General features: G+C 64.8%; 14 protein-coding genes. 6 read left to right on the top strand and 8 right to left on the bottom strand.

The genetic code is table 11. The features are described 5' to 3' along the window. Nucleotides 1-119 precede the first annotated feature (119 nt). Complete coding sequence (locus ACZ92H_RS15185; RefSeq protein ID WP_465049999.1) at nt 120-800, top strand: DNA alkylation repair protein; 681 nt, start codon at nt 120-122, stop codon at nt 798-800. Here the strand turns inward: ACZ92H_RS15185 and ACZ92H_RS15180 are convergent. After that, nucleotides 763-1,437, bottom strand: coding sequence for a TetR/AcrR family transcriptional regulator (locus ACZ92H_RS15180; protein WP_465049998.1), 675 nt, complete (start codon nt 1,435-1,437; stop codon nt 763-765). The two genes, ACZ92H_RS15185 and ACZ92H_RS15180, sit on opposite strands and share 38 nt — an antisense overlap. 107 nt (nt 1,438-1,544) lie before the next feature. Between ACZ92H_RS15180 and ACZ92H_RS15175 the strand changes: the two genes are divergently transcribed. Then, on the top strand, nt 1,545-2,249 hold the full coding sequence (locus tag ACZ92H_RS15175) for a DAPG hydrolase family protein (RefSeq protein ID WP_465049997.1): 705 nt from the start codon (nt 1,545-1,547) through the stop codon (nt 2,247-2,249). Nucleotides 2,250-2,273: 24 nt separating this feature from the next. Here ACZ92H_RS15175 and ACZ92H_RS15170 read toward each other — a convergent pair whose 3' ends face one another. Continuing rightward, complete coding sequence (locus ACZ92H_RS15170) at nt 2,274-3,161, bottom strand: GNAT family N-acetyltransferase (RefSeq protein ID WP_465049996.1); 888 nt, start codon at nt 3,159-3,161, stop codon at nt 2,274-2,276. 133 nt (nt 3,162-3,294) lie between these two features. Here ACZ92H_RS15170 and ACZ92H_RS15165 point away from each other — a divergent pair, with 133 nt between their 5' ends. Further along, a complete protein-coding gene (locus ACZ92H_RS15165) occupies nt 3,295-5,856 on the top strand; it encodes an excinuclease ABC subunit UvrA (protein WP_465049995.1) in 2,562 nt (853 codons plus the stop codon). 79 nt (nt 5,857-5,935) lie between these two features. Continuing rightward, a complete protein-coding gene (gene ypfJ / locus ACZ92H_RS15160; RefSeq protein ID WP_465049994.1) occupies nt 5,936-6,829 on the top strand; it encodes a KPN_02809 family neutral zinc metallopeptidase in 894 nt (297 codons plus the stop codon). A gap of 147 nt (nt 6,830-6,976) precedes the next feature. On the opposite strand, the gene ACZ92H_RS15155 is transcribed toward ypfJ, so the two are convergent. From ACZ92H_RS15155 to ACZ92H_RS15135, 5 genes are all read right to left on the bottom strand, one after another. Beyond that, on the bottom strand, nt 6,977-8,056 hold the full coding sequence (locus ACZ92H_RS15155; protein ID WP_465049992.1) for a TIGR03118 family protein: 1,080 nt from the start codon (nt 8,054-8,056) through the stop codon (nt 6,977-6,979). A 170-nt stretch (nt 8,057-8,226) separates the two neighbouring features. Then, nucleotides 8,227-8,991 (bottom strand): substrate-binding periplasmic protein, encoded by a 765-nt coding sequence (locus ACZ92H_RS15150; protein WP_131369097.1) that lies wholly within the window; start codon nt 8,989-8,991, stop codon nt 8,227-8,229. Continuing rightward, nucleotides 8,991-9,857 carry a carboxylating nicotinate-nucleotide diphosphorylase gene (gene nadC / locus ACZ92H_RS15145; RefSeq protein ID WP_131369095.1) on the bottom strand — a complete coding sequence of 289 codons (867 nt, stop codon included), beginning with the start codon at nt 9,855-9,857 and terminating at the stop codon, nt 8,991-8,993. The genes ACZ92H_RS15150 and nadC overlap by 1 nt, the downstream gene beginning before the upstream one ends. Next, on the bottom strand, nt 9,854-10,987 hold the full coding sequence (gene nadA, locus ACZ92H_RS15140; RefSeq protein ID WP_465049991.1) for a quinolinate synthase NadA: 1,134 nt from the start codon (nt 10,985-10,987) through the stop codon (nt 9,854-9,856). Before nadA ends, nadC begins: the two co-directional genes overlap by 4 nt. Nucleotides 10,988-11,226: 239 nt before the next feature. Further along, nucleotides 11,227-12,825, bottom strand: a complete 1,599-nt coding sequence (locus ACZ92H_RS15135; RefSeq protein ID WP_152255603.1) for an ABC-F family ATPase — start codon at nt 12,823-12,825, stop codon at nt 11,227-11,229. Between the two features lie 224 nt (nt 12,826-13,049). Between ACZ92H_RS15135 and ACZ92H_RS15130 the strand changes: the two genes are divergently transcribed. Continuing rightward, nucleotides 13,050-13,595, top strand: coding sequence for a DUF2939 domain-containing protein (locus tag ACZ92H_RS15130; RefSeq protein ID WP_465049990.1), 546 nt, complete (start codon nt 13,050-13,052; stop codon nt 13,593-13,595). A gap of 144 nt (nt 13,596-13,739) precedes the next feature. Next, nucleotides 13,740-14,426 carry a hypothetical protein gene (locus ACZ92H_RS15125; RefSeq protein ID WP_465049989.1) on the top strand — a complete coding sequence of 229 codons (687 nt, stop codon included), beginning with the start codon at nt 13,740-13,742 and terminating at the stop codon, nt 14,424-14,426. Between the two features lie 77 nt (nt 14,427-14,503). On the opposite strand, the gene ACZ92H_RS15120 is transcribed toward ACZ92H_RS15125, so the two are convergent. Next, nucleotides 14,504-15,187 carry a DUF3334 family protein gene (locus ACZ92H_RS15120; RefSeq protein ID WP_131369085.1) on the bottom strand — a complete coding sequence of 228 codons (684 nt, stop codon included), beginning with the start codon at nt 15,185-15,187 and terminating at the stop codon, nt 14,504-14,506. Nucleotides 15,188-15,307: the final 120 nt, after the last annotated feature.

The raw sequence follows: 15,307 nt of genomic DNA, 5'->3' as shown, positions 1-15,307 counted from the left end.
CGGCCACAAATCGCTGCCGCTCGCTACGCTTCTATCAACCGTTTGGATGGCTGGACAAGAGCGCTCTTCGGGGCGCTTTTTTTACGCCTGAAACTTAACGGGATGCGATGGGCCAATCGATGGAATTTCACGCAGCACTGAAGACCGCGCTGGAAGCGGCCGCCGACCCTGGCCGCGCGGCGCCCATGCAGGCCTATATGCGCGGCCAGTTCGTGTTCCTGGGCGTGGCGGCGCCACAGCGGCGGCTGGCCGCCAGGGACCTGCTGGCGGGCTTGAAGGGCATCAGTGCCGGGGAACTGCTGGAACATGCGCAGCAGCTATGGCAACTGCCCGAGCGCGAATACCAGCATGTGGCGCTGGACATGCTGGCCCTGCACCGGCGCCAACTGGGCAAGGCACACATCCCCGCGCTGCTGGCGCTGGCGCGCCAGCGGGCCTGGTGGGACAGCGTCGACGGCGTGGCGGCCATCGTCGGCGACGTGCTGCAGGCGGAACGGCGGCGCGGCGGCGATGGCCATGCGCACATGGACGCCGCCTTGCGCCATGAGGACTTCTGGCTGCGCCGCATCGCGCTGCTGCACCAGCTGGGCTGGCGCGGCGCCACGGATGCCGCGTGGCTGTTCGACGCGGCCCTGGCGCTGGCCCACGAAGACGAGTTTTTCATCCGCAAGGCCATCGGCTGGGCCCTGCGCGACTACGCGCGCCATGCGCCCGCAGCCGTGATGGCGTTCGTCACGCGGCACGGCCGGCAGCTCTCTCCCCTCAGCCGGCGCGAGGCCCTGAAGCACCAGCCGCGCTGAACGCGCGCCCCTGCAACAGGCGCAGCGCGGCGTCGATGCGCGGCGCCGCGTCCCAGCCCGGCACGGGCGCCAGCAAACCCAGCGCCATCTGCCGCAGCGGCTCGGCGATCACCATCGCCAGCAGCAAGCCGGCCACTTCCTGCGCGTTCTCCACCGCGACGTGGCCATGCGCGGCCTGGCGCTGCAGCCACTCGGCCAGCAGGGCCGTGCCCCGCTCGATGCCATTGCGCTGGTACACGGCCAGCAAGTCGGCGCGCGCGGGAAAGTCCGTGCACAGCAGGCGGAACAGCCCCACGGCGTCCGCCGTCAGCACGCGCGCCGCCATCGCCTGCAAGATCTCTTTCAGCAAGAGCGGCACGTCGCCGGGCGCGGCCGCATCGTGCGCCATGGCCGGCAGGAAGGCATCCGTCCAGCCGCGCACCACCAGCGCGACCAGCTCCTCGCGGTTGGCCGCGTATTGATACAGCGACTTCTTCGCCATGCCCGCATGGCGCGCCACGGCTTCCATGGTCGTGGCCGCATACCCTTCGTGCAGCAGCAGCCAGGTGGCCGCCTGCACGGCCGCCTCGCGCGCTTCCTCCGGCGGGTGGGCGGGACGGCCCCGTCCCCGCATGGTCTTGCTCTCCGCTTGCCGCATGCCTGCTCCAGCTAATCTCGATGGGCGATTCTACACTGAAAAATAATTAGGAAACGCAATGCGTTTCTTTAATATATAATTGTTCCACCTAAACAAAGGAGAACGACATGGCAGACCCCATCCCGCATGACCATCCCTGGAGCATTGCCCGCACGGGCGACTTGCTCGACCCGTTTCCGCTGCACCTGGAAACGGGCATCACGCGCTTGGCCGACGGCTGCCTGCTGGTGGCGGCGCGCACGGAACTGCATGGATGCAGCGGCCGCATGCTGGACTGGTGGTTCACGTTTTTCGAGACGACGCAGCACATCAAATGGTGGCATCCGCACGACCACGTGGCGCACCACGGCTGGGACAGGCACTGGCGGAAGGGAGAAAATTATCATGGCGCCTCGATCGAAGCGGTGGAATCGCTGGGCGACATCGCGCCCGTGAAAGCCAAGCTGAAGTTCCATGATCCGAAAGACGTGTTTGATTCGACGCAGTTGCGCCACGCGCAGGACAGCGGCGCCCTGTCGGCGGCCATCTGCGCGCGCATCGGCTTTGGCGAGCACGTGGCGCTCGACGCGCAGGGCGATCCGCTCGATGGCGAAATGCTGCACCTGGCGCGCGACACGCCCACCGGCTGCGTGCTGCGCAGCCGCTTCCTGCTGGGGCGCAACAGCGCCGACCCCGGGCGCGACGTGCCCGACGTGCTGGGCCTGAACTTGCTGCGCCATTGCTACAGCGAATTTACCTATCTGTCGCGCTTCCTGCCCTCGCTGTACTACGGCGAACGCGCCAACGGAGAAAAGGCGCCGCTGCCCTGGTAAGCGCCGTTTTGGCCAGCACGCGCGCTACAGGCGCTTGTGCATGCGCGCCAGCGGCAGTTTGATATCATCTGGCAAGTCGAGATGAAACTCTTGCGTGACGACAAAGCCGCTGGCCAGGTAGAGGGGCACGCCGGGCAAGGTGGCAGCCAGCTCCAGGGTGCTGAAACCGGCCGCGCGCGCCTGGCGCTCGCAATGGCGCATCAGCATGCTGCCCAGCCCCTGGCGCGCGGCGGCCGGCTCGACAAAGAAGGCGCGGATGCGTCCCGCCTGGCTGGCGGGATCGAGCAGCGGGTCCGGCCCGCTCTTGGCCCGGTCGGCGCCATACAGGGTGGCGCGGCGGCTCCAGCCGCCGCAGGCCAGCATGGCGCCGTCGCGTTCGATGACGAAATACGTCCGGTCTTCCACCAGCTGCGTATCGACGCCGAACACGTGGCGGGTGACGGCCTCGGCCTGCTCAGGCGTATAAAAACCCGCGCTCAGCTGCACGCCGGAACGGGCGATCAGCGCATTCATGGCCGGCACGTCGGACGGCAGCGCCACGCGCAGGGACGTCAGCGCGCCAAAGCTGAACCAGGCGCGGCGGATGCGACCCTGCTCCACTTCATACGTCGCCACCAGTTCCTGCGCCGAAACGCCATCGTCCGTCTCGCCATGGACGATTTCATGGTCGATCACCAGTTTGCCGCAAGCGATACGGTTGAGCAACTGCGCCCGTGGCCGGCTGGCGGCGAAACGGGCCATGAAACGGGGACCGATCTGCGCGCTGCCCGTGGCCAGCAAGGTGTCCGGGTGCTGGAATTGCTGCGCGTCATCCGCGTAGATGGCCAGCAGCGCAGGCACATCGTGGGCGTTATAGGCGTCAAGCTGGGCCTGGACGATGGTCGTGGGCATGGAGCGAAGAAGGTCGGTCATGGCGTGCTTCCGTGGGAGATGGCGGATTTTATAATGTTTTCTTTCTCTTCTACAATGCGCTTCTGTGCGTGGGGGAACGGAAGCGCCGCCGCGCATGCGCCAGACTGGTCTTTTACAGCGATGAGGCCCTTTCATGCCCCGACAACGATCTTCCGCCGCGCCCCTGGCCGGCCACGTCAGCGTGCGCGGCGCGCGCGAGCACAACCTCAGGAACGTGGACGTGGACATCCCGCGCGACAGGCTGGTGGTCTTCACGGGCGTGTCCGGCTCGGGCAAGTCCTCGCTGGCATTCGGCACCCTGTACGCGGAAGCGCAGCGGCGCTACCTGGAGTCCGTCTCGCCCTACGCGCGCCGCCTGTTCCACCAGATGGCCGTGCCCGAGGTGGACAGCATCGATGGCTTGCCGCCCGCCGTCGCCTTGCAGCAGCAGCGCGGCGCGGCCACCACGCGCTCGTCGGTCGGCAGCGTCACCACCGTTTCGAACCTGCTGCGCATGCTGTATTCGCGCGCGGGCGACTATCCCGCCGGCCAGGCGCTGCTGTACGCGGAATCGTTCTCGCCCAATACGGCCGAAGGCGCCTGCCCCGATTGCCATGGCCTGGGCCGCGTGTATGCCGTCACGGAACGCTCGATGGTGCCCGACGACAGCTTGACCATCCGCGAGCGGGCCGTCGCCGCCTGGCCGACGGCCTGGCATGGCCAGAACCTGCGCGACATCCTCACCACCCTGGGCCATGACGTCGATACGCCGTGGCGCGAGCTGCCGCGGCAGGTGCGCGACTGGATCCTGTTTACCGACGAACAGCCGGTGGTGCCCGTGTATGCGGGCCTGACGCCAAAGGAAACCCGCGCCGCGCTCAAGGCCAAGCTGCCGCCCAGCTACATGGGCACGTTTACGGGCGCGCGCAAATACGTGCTGCAAACCTTCGCCAACAGTCCCAGCGCGCAAATGAAAAAGCGCGTGGCGCGCTACATGCTGGGAGCCGATTGCCCCCTGTGCCACGGCAAGCGCCTGCGGCAGGAATCGCTGTCGGTGCGCTTTGCCGGCCTCGATATCGCGGACATGTCGCACCTGAGCCTGGCCGCGCTGGCGGAGCTGATGGCGCCCTATGCCGCCGGCACGGCCAAGGTGCGCGACGGCAAGCGACACCCGGAAAAGGCCATCGTTGCGCAGCGCATCGCGCACGACCTGGCCGGCCGCCTGGACGTGCTGCTGGACCTGGGTCTGGGCTACCTGAGCCTGGACCGCGGCACGCCCACTTTGTCGCCCGGTGAATTGCAGCGCCTGCGCCTGGCCACGCAGGTGCGCTCGAACCTGTTCGGCGTCGTCTACGTGCTCGACGAGCCGTCGGCCGGCCTGCACCCGGCCGATACGCAAGCGCTGCTGCGGGCGCTGGCGCGCCTGAAGGCATCCGGCAATTCCCTGTTTGTCGTCGAGCATGACCTGGACGTCATCGCCAGGGCGGACTGGATCGTCGACGTGGGCCCGCATGCGGGCGAACATGGCGGACAGATCCTCTACAGCGGCGCGCCAGCCGGCTTGCGCGACGTGGCCGCTTCGCAGACGCGGCGCTACCTGTTCCGGCAAGACGCGCCTTCGCAACTCACGCAGCGCGCGCAGCGCACCCCCAGCGGCTGGCTGGAAGTGGCGGGCGTGACGCGCAACAACCTGCGGGGGCTGGACGCGCGCTTTCCCCTGGGCGTGCTGTGCAGCGTCTCGGGGGTCTCCGGCTCGGGCAAGTCCACCCTCGTCAGCCAGGCGCTGGTGGAACTGGTGGCGGCCGCCCTGGGACAAGGCGTGCCGGCGGGCGACGAAGAGGCGTCGCCGCTGGCGCCGGCCGCCATGCCCACGGGCGGGCGCATCACGGGGGGCCTGGACGCCATTCGCCGCCTGGTGACGGTAGACCAGAAAGCCATCGGCCGCACGCCCCGCTCCAACCTGGCGACCTACACGGGCTTGTTCGACCATGTGCGCAAACTGTTTGCCGCCACGCCGGGCGCGCAGCGCCGGCATTTCGACGCGGGACGCTTTTCCTTCAACGTCAGCAAGGGGCGCTGCGCCACCTGCGAAGGCGAAGGGCAAGTCATGGTGGAACTGCTGTTCTTGCCCAGCGTCTACACGCCCTGCCCCGCGTGCCACGGCACGCGCTATAACGCGGACACCTTGACCGTCGAATACCGGGGCAAAAATATCGCGCAAGTGCTGCAACTGACGGTCGATGGCGCACTGGCCTTCTTCGCGGGCGAGGCGGCGCTGGAGCGCCCCCTGTGCGTGCTGGCCGAGGTGGGCCTGGGCTATCTGCGGCTGGGCCAGTCGGCCACGGAGCTGTCGGGCGGCGAGGCGCAGCGGGTCAAGCTGGCCAGCGAATTGCAGCGCCCCCAGCGGGGCGACACCCTGTACATCCTCGACGAGCCCACCACGGGCCTGCACCCGGCCGACATCGACAGGCTCGTCGCCCAGCTCGATACCCTGGTCGCTGGCGGCAACACCGTCATCACTGTCGAGCACGACATGCGCGTGCTCGCCGCCAGCGACTGGGTCATCGATATCGGTCCCGGCGCGGGCGCCGACGGCGGCGCCATCGTGGCCAGCGGCACGCCCGCCCAGGTGGCGAAAAAGCGCGCCAGCCGCACGGCGCCGTTCCTGAAAAAAGCCCTGCAACAAGACGCTGCGCAAGCACGTTTGCTGAGATAATCACGACATGTAGTTACAAAAAACAGCCGCTGCGTCTTGTGCGGCATCAATAAAAATCATTGCAGCAGGAGTAAATATCATGAAATGGGATGGCAACCGCGAAAGCGACAATGTGGAAGACCGCCGTGGCGAAAGCGGCGGTGGTGGCGGGGGCGGCGGCTTTGGCTTTGGCGGGCGCTCGATCGGCATCGGCACCATCGTCATCGCCCTGGTGGGGTCCTATGTGCTGGGCGTCAATCCCCTGACCTTGCTCAACCTGCTCAGCGGTGGTGGCGGTGGACAGGTCAGCACCCAGCAAAGCCAGTCGCCGGCGCGCCAGCCGCCCGCATCGGACGACATGGCCCGCTTCGTGAAAACCGTGCTGGCCGATACGGAAGACACGTGGAGCGCCCTGTTCAAGGCCGAAGGCGGCAGCTATGTCAAACCGAAACTCGTGCTGTACTCGGGCAGCACGCCGACGGCGTGCGGCACGGGCCAGAGCGCCAGCGGCCCCTTCTATTGCCCCGGCGACCAGAAAGTCTACCTGGACCTCGATTTCTTTAATTTGATGCAGCAGCGCTTCAAGGTCTCGGGCGAATTTGCCGAAGCCTACGTGATCGCCCATGAAGTGGGCCACCATGTGCAAAACCTGCTGGGCCTGTCTGAAAAGGTGGACAACGCCCGCCGCACGCAGTCGGAACGCCAAGCCAACGCCATGTCCGTGCGCCTGGAATTGCAGGCCGACTGCTTCGCCGGCGTGTGGGCCTTCCATGCAAACCAGGACCGCAAGATCCTGGAACAAGGCGACGTGGAAGCGGCGCTGAAAGCGGCCACGGCCATCGGGGACGACGCGCTGCAGCGCCAGGCGCAAGGCCATGTCGTACCCGACTCGTTTACCCACGGCACCTCGGAGCAGCGCGTGCGCTGGTTCAGCAAGGGCATCGAGAGCGGCCAGATTTCACAGTGCAATACCTTCGAGGCACGCCAGCTGTAGGCTCTGCCCCTTGGGCACAGCGGGCAAGCCGGCGGCGGCCTGCCCGCCGTGCCAGCCGCAGAAAAACGCACCTGCCGTGCCAAACGCACCTGCCCGTGCCGCCCTGCCATGTGCACTGGCTGCACGGCCCCCTCGACCACCTGCCTCTTACTTCAGGTCGATGCGCCCGTACTGGCCGTGCGCCTCGTCATCCGGCCCGGCCGCATAGAACAGCGTATTGGCGGGTTGGCTGTTCAATCCATTGCCAAAGGCGATGCCCCACAGGCCATCGATCATCAATGGCGTGCCATCGGCCTTCTGCAGCGGCCCGCCCGTGGCGCCCGTGGAAGTGTCATAGGCATTGATCCTGCCATCGCCAAAATTTCCTATCAAGAGCAGATTGCTGGCCGTGCCGAAATCGGCCGGCGCCAGCGCCATGCCCCAGGGCGCATTCAAGGCCCCGCCCGTCACCAGGCGCTTGTGCAAGGTGCCGCCGCTGTCGTATACATTGACGATACCCAGTCCGGCGCCAGCCTGTTCATCGTCGCCGCTGGCTTCGCGCATGGCGTAGGCCACATAGATGCGTTCGCCGATCGCCTGGATGCCGAATGGCGCATAGCCGGCCGGCAGGCTGGGATCGCTGAACGCGCCGGGCAGGCTGACCTTGGCGAAATTGGCGTCGAAGACGTCGACGCGCCCGTTATGAAAATCCGTCGCGTACAGGTAGTTGGCGCCCGCATAGGCGGAAATCGCCAGGCCCTTGTAGACGCTGCCGCCGGCGCTGCCGTCGTACACGACGAGGGCCGTGACGGGGCTGACCGTGGGCGACCAGGCGGCAATGCTGCCGCTTTCGCTGGCGAAAATGAACGGGCTGGGCGCCGTCACGCCATTCTGGCTCAGCTTGAAATCCTGGGTGCCGTTGAACACGATGCCGGTCGGCCCCGCCGGCGTGCTGACCACCAGGGATTGCGGCACGCCGTTACCATCGTACAAGGTGGATTTCGCCGTGCCGTTGGCGACCACCCAGACGAAGCCGCGCGGGTTGAACGCCACGCCCCAGGCATTGACGAGGTTGGGGTCCGTATGCGCGGCCGGCAGTGCTGCCGTGTCCGATACCAGGCTGGTCGCCGCGTAGGCGCTTTGCACGGGGGGCTTGTGGTGATGGTGGCCGCCGCAGGCAAACAGTGCGGCGGCCAGCACGGTGGCAAGACAGGCGCAGGCAATGGCGCTGGCGCTGTGCGTTTTCATGGCGTTTCCCCTTCTGCGTAATAAGCAGTGTCTGGAGCAGTGTCTGAAAGTCCCCCGGCCGTGCGGGCAATGCGCCACTGCCTGTCATCAGGGTATAACCGGGCCATGCCGGACGCTTGAGGCGCGTCAACTGCAGAGGAGATAAGGGCCGCCTGGCTGCGGCCTGACGGTCAGGGCAGCGTGACGTCGAAGCGCCTGCCCAGTTTCTTCAGTTCGCCGCTGTCGATCAAGGCATTGAATTCCTGGTCAAACTGCAAGCGCAGCCTGTCGAAGGCGGGTGAGCGGGGAAAGGCGAAATAGCCGTTCTGCACGTCGACGACCCTGGGCAGCGGCTTGACCTGGCGCGCATAGCCCAGGCGGGCGATGACGGGGTCCGTATTGCGGCGGTTGCTGACGAACACATCGACGTGGTTGTGCACCAGCATCTTCAGTCCGTTTTCCACGTTGTTGGCCACGCTGACCTGCAGGCCGGGCCGCACTCTTTCCCAGTCGGAACCGTAGGCCCAGCCGTTGAGCAGCACGACGCGGCGGTTTTTCAGCACGCTGTAATCGCCATCCCAGCCGAAACTGGCATCCTGGCGCGTATAGAGCGCCATCTGGTCCTGGTAAAACGGCTTCTCGGAAAACGCCATGCTGGCGATGCGCTCGGGCGATTTGTAGGGGCCGATCAGGATATCGGCCTGGCCCTGCACCAGCATGGCTTGCGCGCGCGCCCACGGCACCATGCGGAAACGCACGGTATTGCCCGTGCGCGCCGCCATCAGGCGCAGCAGTTCCGCGCCCAGGCCGCCATATTCACCGTTGTCCTGGTATTCGAACACGCGCTCGAACTGCGCGCCGACGGCCAGCAGCTCGCGCGCTTGCGCCAGCAGGGGCGCGGCCAGTGCGGGCACCAGCAGCGCCAGGGCCAGCCGTCGCCGCCCCGCTCTGCTCATCAGCCGACGATGCGCAAGGAGTAATCGGTGGCCCGCACGTCCTTGGTCAGGCTGCCGATGGAAATGCGGTCCACGCCCGTTTCGGCGATGGCGCGCACGGTATCGAAGTTGATGCCGCCCGACGCTTCCAGCAAGGCGCGTCCCGCCGTCAGCTGCACGGCGGCCCGCATCATGTCGTTGCTGAAGTTATCCAGCAGCACGGATACGGCGCCCGCGTCCAGCGCTTCCTGCAATTGCGCCAGGGTTTCCACCTCGATCTGCACGGGCACGCCCGCGTCGAGGTTGCGCGCGTTCTCCAGGGCCTGGCTGACGCCGCCTGCGGCCGCGATATGGTTTTCCTTGATCAGGATGCCATCGTACAGGGCCAGGCGCTGGTTCTTGCCGCCGCCCACCCGCACCGCATACTTCTGCGCCAGGCGCAGGCCAGGCAAGGTCTTGCGCGTGTCGAGGATGGATGCCTTGGTGCCGGCCACCACGTCCACGTACTGGCGCGTGGCCGTGGCCACGGCCGACAGCAGCTGCAGGAAATTGAGGGCGCTGCGCTCGGCCGTCAGCAAGGCGCGCGCGGGGGCCTCGATCGTGCACACGACGCTGTCGGCCGTCATCATGTCGCCTTCGGCGTAATGCCAAGCGATGTCGATGCTGCGGTCCAGGCTTTTCATGATGCCTTCGAACCAGGGCGCGCCGCACAGCACTGCCGCTTCGCGCACGACGACCCGCGCCGTGACGATATGGTCTGGCGGCACCAGTTCGCCCGTCAGGTCGCACTGGCCCACGTCTTCCAGCAAGGCGGCCAGCAAGTTGCCCTCGAACGCGCGCGCCAGGGCCGGGTCGAAGGGAGCGAAAGAATTAACGAGGGTACTCATGCTGGACCGATTCCTTGGAACAATTTAGTTTCTTTTGCCAGATCGGCGCCCGGCTGCACACCGGCTTTTTTCGCGGCGGCGAAGTCGAGCATGCGGTTGATCGAGCGCACGGCCAGCTGGCCCACGGCAGGATCGACATGGATTTCGTTGTGCATGTTTTCCAGCGTCTGCGCCAGATTCAGCAAGCCATTCATGGCCATCCACGGGCAATGCGCACAGCTCTTGCAGGTGGCGCTGTTGCCGGCCGTGGGCGCCTCGATGAAACGCTTGCCCGGCGCGGCCGCGCGCATCTTGTGCAGGATGCCGTTGTCGGTGGCGACAATAAACGTGTCCGTGTCCATGGTTTGCGCTGCCGCGATCATTTGCGACGTCGAACCGACCATGTCGGCCAGCGCCACCACGTTGGCGGGCGATTCAGGATGCACGAGCACCTTGGCTTGCGGATATTCTTCCTTGAGCAGGTCGAGTTCGATGCCCTTGAATTCGTCATGCACGAGGCAGGAACCCTGCCACAGCAGCATGTCGGCGCCCGTTTCCTTTTGAATATAGCCGCCCAGGTGCTTGTCCGGCGCCCACAGGATTTTCTTGCCCTGCGCATGCAGGTGGGCCACGATGTCGAGGCCGATGGAGGACGTCACCATCCAGTCCGCGCGCGCCTTCACGGCCGCGCTGGTGTTGGCGTACACCACCACCGTGCGGTCCGGGTGGGCATCGCAGAAGGCCGTGAATTCATCGGCCGGGCAACCGAGGTCGAGCGAACAGGTCGCGTCGAGGTCGGGCATCAGGACGGTTTTTTCGGGGCTGAGGATCTTTGCCGTTTCTCCCATGAAGCGCACGCCGGCCACGACCAGGGTCTTGGCCGGGTGGTCGCGTCCGAAGCGGGCCATTTCCAGGGAGTCGGAGACGCAGCCGCCCGTGGCTTCCGCCAGGTCTTGCAGGTCAGCATCAACGTAATAGTGGGCAACGAGCACGGCTTCGCGCTCGATCAGCAGGCGCTTGATGCGCGCGGTGAGGTCGGCTTTTTCAGCCGGGGAAGGCGTCGCTGGCGTGCGTGCCCAGGCGTGGGCAGTGCAGCTGGCTCCGTCTTGCGGGTGTTCATACTCGACGGATTTGATGGCTAAAGTTTGCATGGCTGTGTCAAACAAAAACGGGATAGACCGGCACTATCGCAATGAAGCTGCTGCGCCGGAACGAAAGGACCGCGGCGCGTCCGTGTGGTGCCGGGTGGCCTCACTGGCCGGCATTGTCGGATTACGCTCCGCCTCGGCGGCACCGCTAATCCGACCTACGCGACCAACCCGGGCAACTCACCCTCACGTAGGTCGGATTAGCGCACAGCGCGTCATCCGACGCAACGCGAGCACACAAATTAATCGATACCCTGGCTCTTCAAGTAGTCTTCGTAGTTGCCGCGGTAATCGACCACTTCATCTTCCTTGATCTCGATGATGCGGTTGGCCAGCGACGAGACGAATTCGCGGTCATGCGACACGAAGATCAGGGTGCCCGCATATTTTTCCAGCGCGATGTTCAGCGATTCGATCGATTCCATGTCCATGTGGTTGGTCGGCTCATCGAGCATCAGCACGTTGTGGCGGCCCAGCATCAGCTTGCCGTACATCATGCGGCCCTTTTCACCACCGGACAGCACCTTGACGGCCTTTTTCACATCGTCGCCGCCGAACAGCAAGCGGCCCAGGATGGAACGCACGGCCTGGTCGTCGTCGCCCTCTTTCGTCCACTGGCCGATCCAGTCGGTCAGGTTGGTGTCCTTGGCGAAGTCTTCCGTCGGGTCTTGCGGCATATAGCCCACGTTGGCGTTTTCCGCCCACTTCACGCGGCCCTGGTCCGGCTGCAGGCCGGCGATATCGCCCGCGATGCAGCGCAGCATGGTGGTCTTGCCGGCGCCGTTGGCGCCGATGATGGCGATGCGTTCGCCCGCTTCCACCAGGATGCTGAAGTTCTTGAACAGCTGGCGGTCAAAACCTTTCGAGATGTTCTCGACTTCCACGGCCAGGCGGTGCAGTTTCTTTTCACCGTCAAAACGCACGAACGGATAGGCGCGCGACGATGGCTTGATGTCGTCGACCTTGATCTTTTCGATCTGCTTGGCGCGCGACGTGGCCTGGCGGGCCTTGGACTTGTTGGCGGCGAAGCGGCGCACGAATTCCTGCAGCTCGGCGACCTTGTCTTTCGCTTTCGCGTTATTGGCCAGCTGCTGGTTGCGCGCCTGGGTCGAGGCGAACATGTATTCGTCGTAGTTGCCTGGATAAATCTTCAGGGTGCCGTAGTCCATGTCGGCCACGTGGGTGCAGACCTGGTTCAGAAAGTGGCGATCATGGGAAATGATGATCATGGTGGAGTTGCGCTCGTTGAGCACGTCTTCCAGCCAGCGGATCGTGTTGATGTCCAGGTTATTCGTCGGCTCGTCGAGCAGCAGGATGTCCGGATTCGAGAACAGCGCCTGCGCCAGCAGCACGCGCAGCTTCCAGCCTGGCGAGACATTGCTCATCGGACCTTGATGCAGGTCGATGGCGACACCGGCGCCCAGCAGCAGTTCGCCGGCGCGCGATTCGGCCGTGTAGCCGTCGTACTCGGATACCTTGCCTTCCAGTTCGGCCGCCTGCATGTAGTCGTCGTCCGTCGCTTCCGGGTTCGCGTAGATCGCGTCGCGCTGCTGGATGGCGGCCCACATTTCCGTGTGGCCCATCATGACGACGTCAAGCACGCGCATGTCTTCAAACGCAAACTGGTCCTGGCGCAGCTTGCCCAGGCGCTCGTTGGTATCGAGCATGACATTGCCGCCCGACGGGTCCAGGTCGCCGCCGAGGATCTTCATGAACGTCGACTTGCCGCAGCCGTTCGCGCCGATCAAACCATAGCGGTTGCCGTCGCCGAACTTGACGGAGATATTCTCAAACAATGGCTTGGCGCCAAACTGCATCGTAATATTTGCGGTTGAAAGCATGTGATATTAAGTCTTTATTCAGTTAAAACAGCTAGTTAGGTACTTTTCTCCCATTATACAGCACCCACCCCCATCCACTCTATAGTGGTCCGACAAGCGCATCTGGAGCGGGAATGGAAAAATACAAGAGGCAGATGATGGCAAGAAAATATTATTGCTGAATTTCCATTTAGCGGCTACGCTGCGGCCAGCGCATCCCCCCCCCTTCTACTGACAGGCATCACTTGAAAAAAATTACTCTCGCCGCCGCCGCGGCCGCCGTAGCCATCCTGGCTACCGCCTACGCTTCGCCGTACTACGCCTTGCATCAGATTAAAACCGCCGTGGCGGAACGCAACGCCGACGCCCTGGCCAGCCACGTGGACTTCCCCGCCCTGCGCAATAGCGTCAAGACCCAGCTGGAAGCGGCCATGGCAGGCAGCATGCAGGCCGCCTCCGCCGGCGACAATCCGTTTGCCGCCATGGGCCAGGCCATTGCGGGCGCCATGATGGGCAAGATGGTCGATGCCATGGTCTCGCCCGCCGGCGTCGTCGCGCTGGTCAACAAGAGCGCCGTCAGCCCGCCAGCGGGCGCGGACGACGGCGACGGCACGGGCGCCGGGAGCACGCAGAAAAAAGCCGATTACTCGGCCGGCTACACCGCCGGGGACAGATTCGCCGTGCGCTCGAAAGATGGCACGCAGGAAGGCGCGCTGATCCTGCAGCGCCATGGCGTGTGGGGCTGGAAACTGAGCGCCATCGAGATTGCGCCGGCAGTGGCCGGCCGCTAATCACGCGGGCTGGCGTGTCGGCGGCCCCATGCGGGCAGCGGCGCTTGCGTTCTTGCAGTGCGCGCAGATGGCGTATTCGATGTCAGAATGCATGGCATCGTATCGCTACCCGAGCGCCGTGGCGCTCACCATCCCTGAGGTTATATGCTGACAAAACACATGTGGACACTGGCCATCGCCGCCAGCCTCACCAGCCTGGCCCAGGCGGCCGAGCCGCTGCTCACCAAACAGGTCGAGCGCATGCGCGCCGCCGAGGCGCAGATGCAGGAGGAAGCGTCGAAGGCGGGCAATCCGGACGCGCCAGCGCCGCTAGCCGTGTCCGGCGATATCTCGCTGGCGGAGCTGGAGCGCCGCTGGGCTCTGGCCCAGGCGCAAGTCAGCGAAAACCGCTTTTCCAGCGCGGCCGACCTGGCCCCGCTGACCCGCATGGCGCAGCAAGTCGGCTGCACGGATATCATTGGCGTGCAGCCGATGGGATTTCCAATGGCGCGCGAGCGGCCCGCCGTCCTGAACGGCGGCCACTTGCTGGCACGCTGCCCGGACCGGGCTTACCTGATGATCAGCGTGATGTCGATGGAAGGCAAGACGGGCGACCGCGTGCAGATTGCACCGCAAGCGTTCAAGCAGACGGTCGATGGCAAGCCGGCACGGCACCTGTATTACAAGGCACCCAGCGGACGCCAGAAAGAATCGCTGACCATCGCCGATGGCAACACCCTGTATTCGCTCAATTATTGGTCGCTCGACGATGCGCAGCTGCCCGGCATGGCGGGTGAACGGCGGCTGGAGAAATTGACGTCGCTGCCGGCGGCGCCCGCCGCGACGCCGTAAGAGGAAAAACGGCCGTGCGGGCCGCTGGGGCCGGCACAGCCGGGATCAGGATGGCGTGACCGCCAGCAAGCTGAAACTTACATGCCCAGCGACTTGAGCAGGTCGGAATTGTCGTCCTCGTCCGGCGCGGCTGGCGCCGGGGCGGCGGCCTGGCTGGCGTGCTCGGTGGCCATCAGCGCATCCGTATCGTACTCCTTGGAATCGAAGTCATGCAGCTTGATGAATTCCGTGCGGTCGATTGCCAGCTCCAGGTAGAAAATATTGTTCTTTTCCGTGTAGAACGTTACGCGGCGCATTTCCGGACGGTCCAGCGGCGTATCGACGCTGAGCATCACCTGCTTGTTCAGCACCAGCATCTTCGGCTGGTTCTGCGTGATATTCGTCTGCAGTTCGCGCCGCACCTTGCCAGTGAAGTCGCCCACGATCTGGTTCATCAGCTCGCCCATGATGTTCGACACTTCATCCGATGTGTAGAAGCTGGCCAGTTCCGACTTCGGCATCCCCATGTGCAACATGTAGCGCTCGTAGATTTCCATGGCCGTGTCGGCGGCGAAATTGAGCACCACCAGGCCCGTGAAACCACCATCGAACATCACGAAGCAGCCGATGTCCGGCTTCAGACCGGTCTTGGTAATGCGCTGCACCATGCCCGAATAATTGACCTTGCTCTGCGTTGCCACATTGAGCACCCGCACTACCGAGTTACACAAACTCATCAACAAATCTTCTGTACCGTACACAACTGCCTTTTCTTGATCCATGAACAACCTCTCTTACTTTTTTAGATGACAGCACAGTTTCCCTGTCCGATGGTGCCTGGCTACCATCCGCTTCTTCACGCCGATCGCAGCCATATTCTTACTTTTTTCTGTATAGAAATA

Source organism: Janthinobacterium foliorum (assembly GCF_978021625.1).
The sequence above is the reverse complement of the archived record's forward strand: the minus strand, read 5'-3'. Positions and strand labels throughout refer to the sequence as shown.

Coding starts and splice junctions, on each gene's coding strand:
- ACZ92H_RS15185 (WP_465049999.1), top strand. CDS start 120: ATGGAATTTCACGCAGCACTGAAGACCGCGCTGGAAGCGGCCGCCGAC.
- ACZ92H_RS15180 (WP_465049998.1), bottom strand. CDS start 1,437: ATGCGGCAAGCGGAGAGCAAGACCATGCGGGGACGGGGCCGTCCCGCC.
- ACZ92H_RS15175 (WP_465049997.1), top strand. CDS start 1,545: ATGGCAGACCCCATCCCGCATGACCATCCCTGGAGCATTGCCCGCACG.
- ACZ92H_RS15170 (WP_465049996.1), bottom strand. CDS start 3,161: ATGACCGACCTTCTTCGCTCCATGCCCACGACCATCGTCCAGGCCCAG.
- ACZ92H_RS15165 (WP_465049995.1), top strand. CDS start 3,295: ATGCCCCGACAACGATCTTCCGCCGCGCCCCTGGCCGGCCACGTCAGC.
- ypfJ (WP_465049994.1), top strand. CDS start 5,936: ATGAAATGGGATGGCAACCGCGAAAGCGACAATGTGGAAGACCGCCGT.
- ACZ92H_RS15155 (WP_465049992.1), bottom strand. CDS start 8,056: ATGAAAACGCACAGCGCCAGCGCCATTGCCTGCGCCTGTCTTGCCACC.
- ACZ92H_RS15150 (WP_131369097.1), bottom strand. CDS start 8,991: ATGAGCAGAGCGGGGCGGCGACGGCTGGCCCTGGCGCTGCTGGTGCCC.
- nadC (WP_131369095.1), bottom strand. CDS start 9,857: ATGAGTACCCTCGTTAATTCTTTCGCTCCCTTCGACCCGGCCCTGGCG.
- nadA (WP_465049991.1), bottom strand. CDS start 10,987: ATGCAAACTTTAGCCATCAAATCCGTCGAGTATGAACACCCGCAAGAC.
- ACZ92H_RS15135 (WP_152255603.1), bottom strand. CDS start 12,825: ATGCTTTCAACCGCAAATATTACGATGCAGTTTGGCGCCAAGCCATTG.
- ACZ92H_RS15125 (WP_465049989.1), top strand. CDS start 13,740: ATGCTGACAAAACACATGTGGACACTGGCCATCGCCGCCAGCCTCACC.
- ACZ92H_RS15120 (WP_131369085.1), bottom strand. CDS start 15,187: ATGGATCAAGAAAAGGCAGTTGTGTACGGTACAGAAGATTTGTTGATG.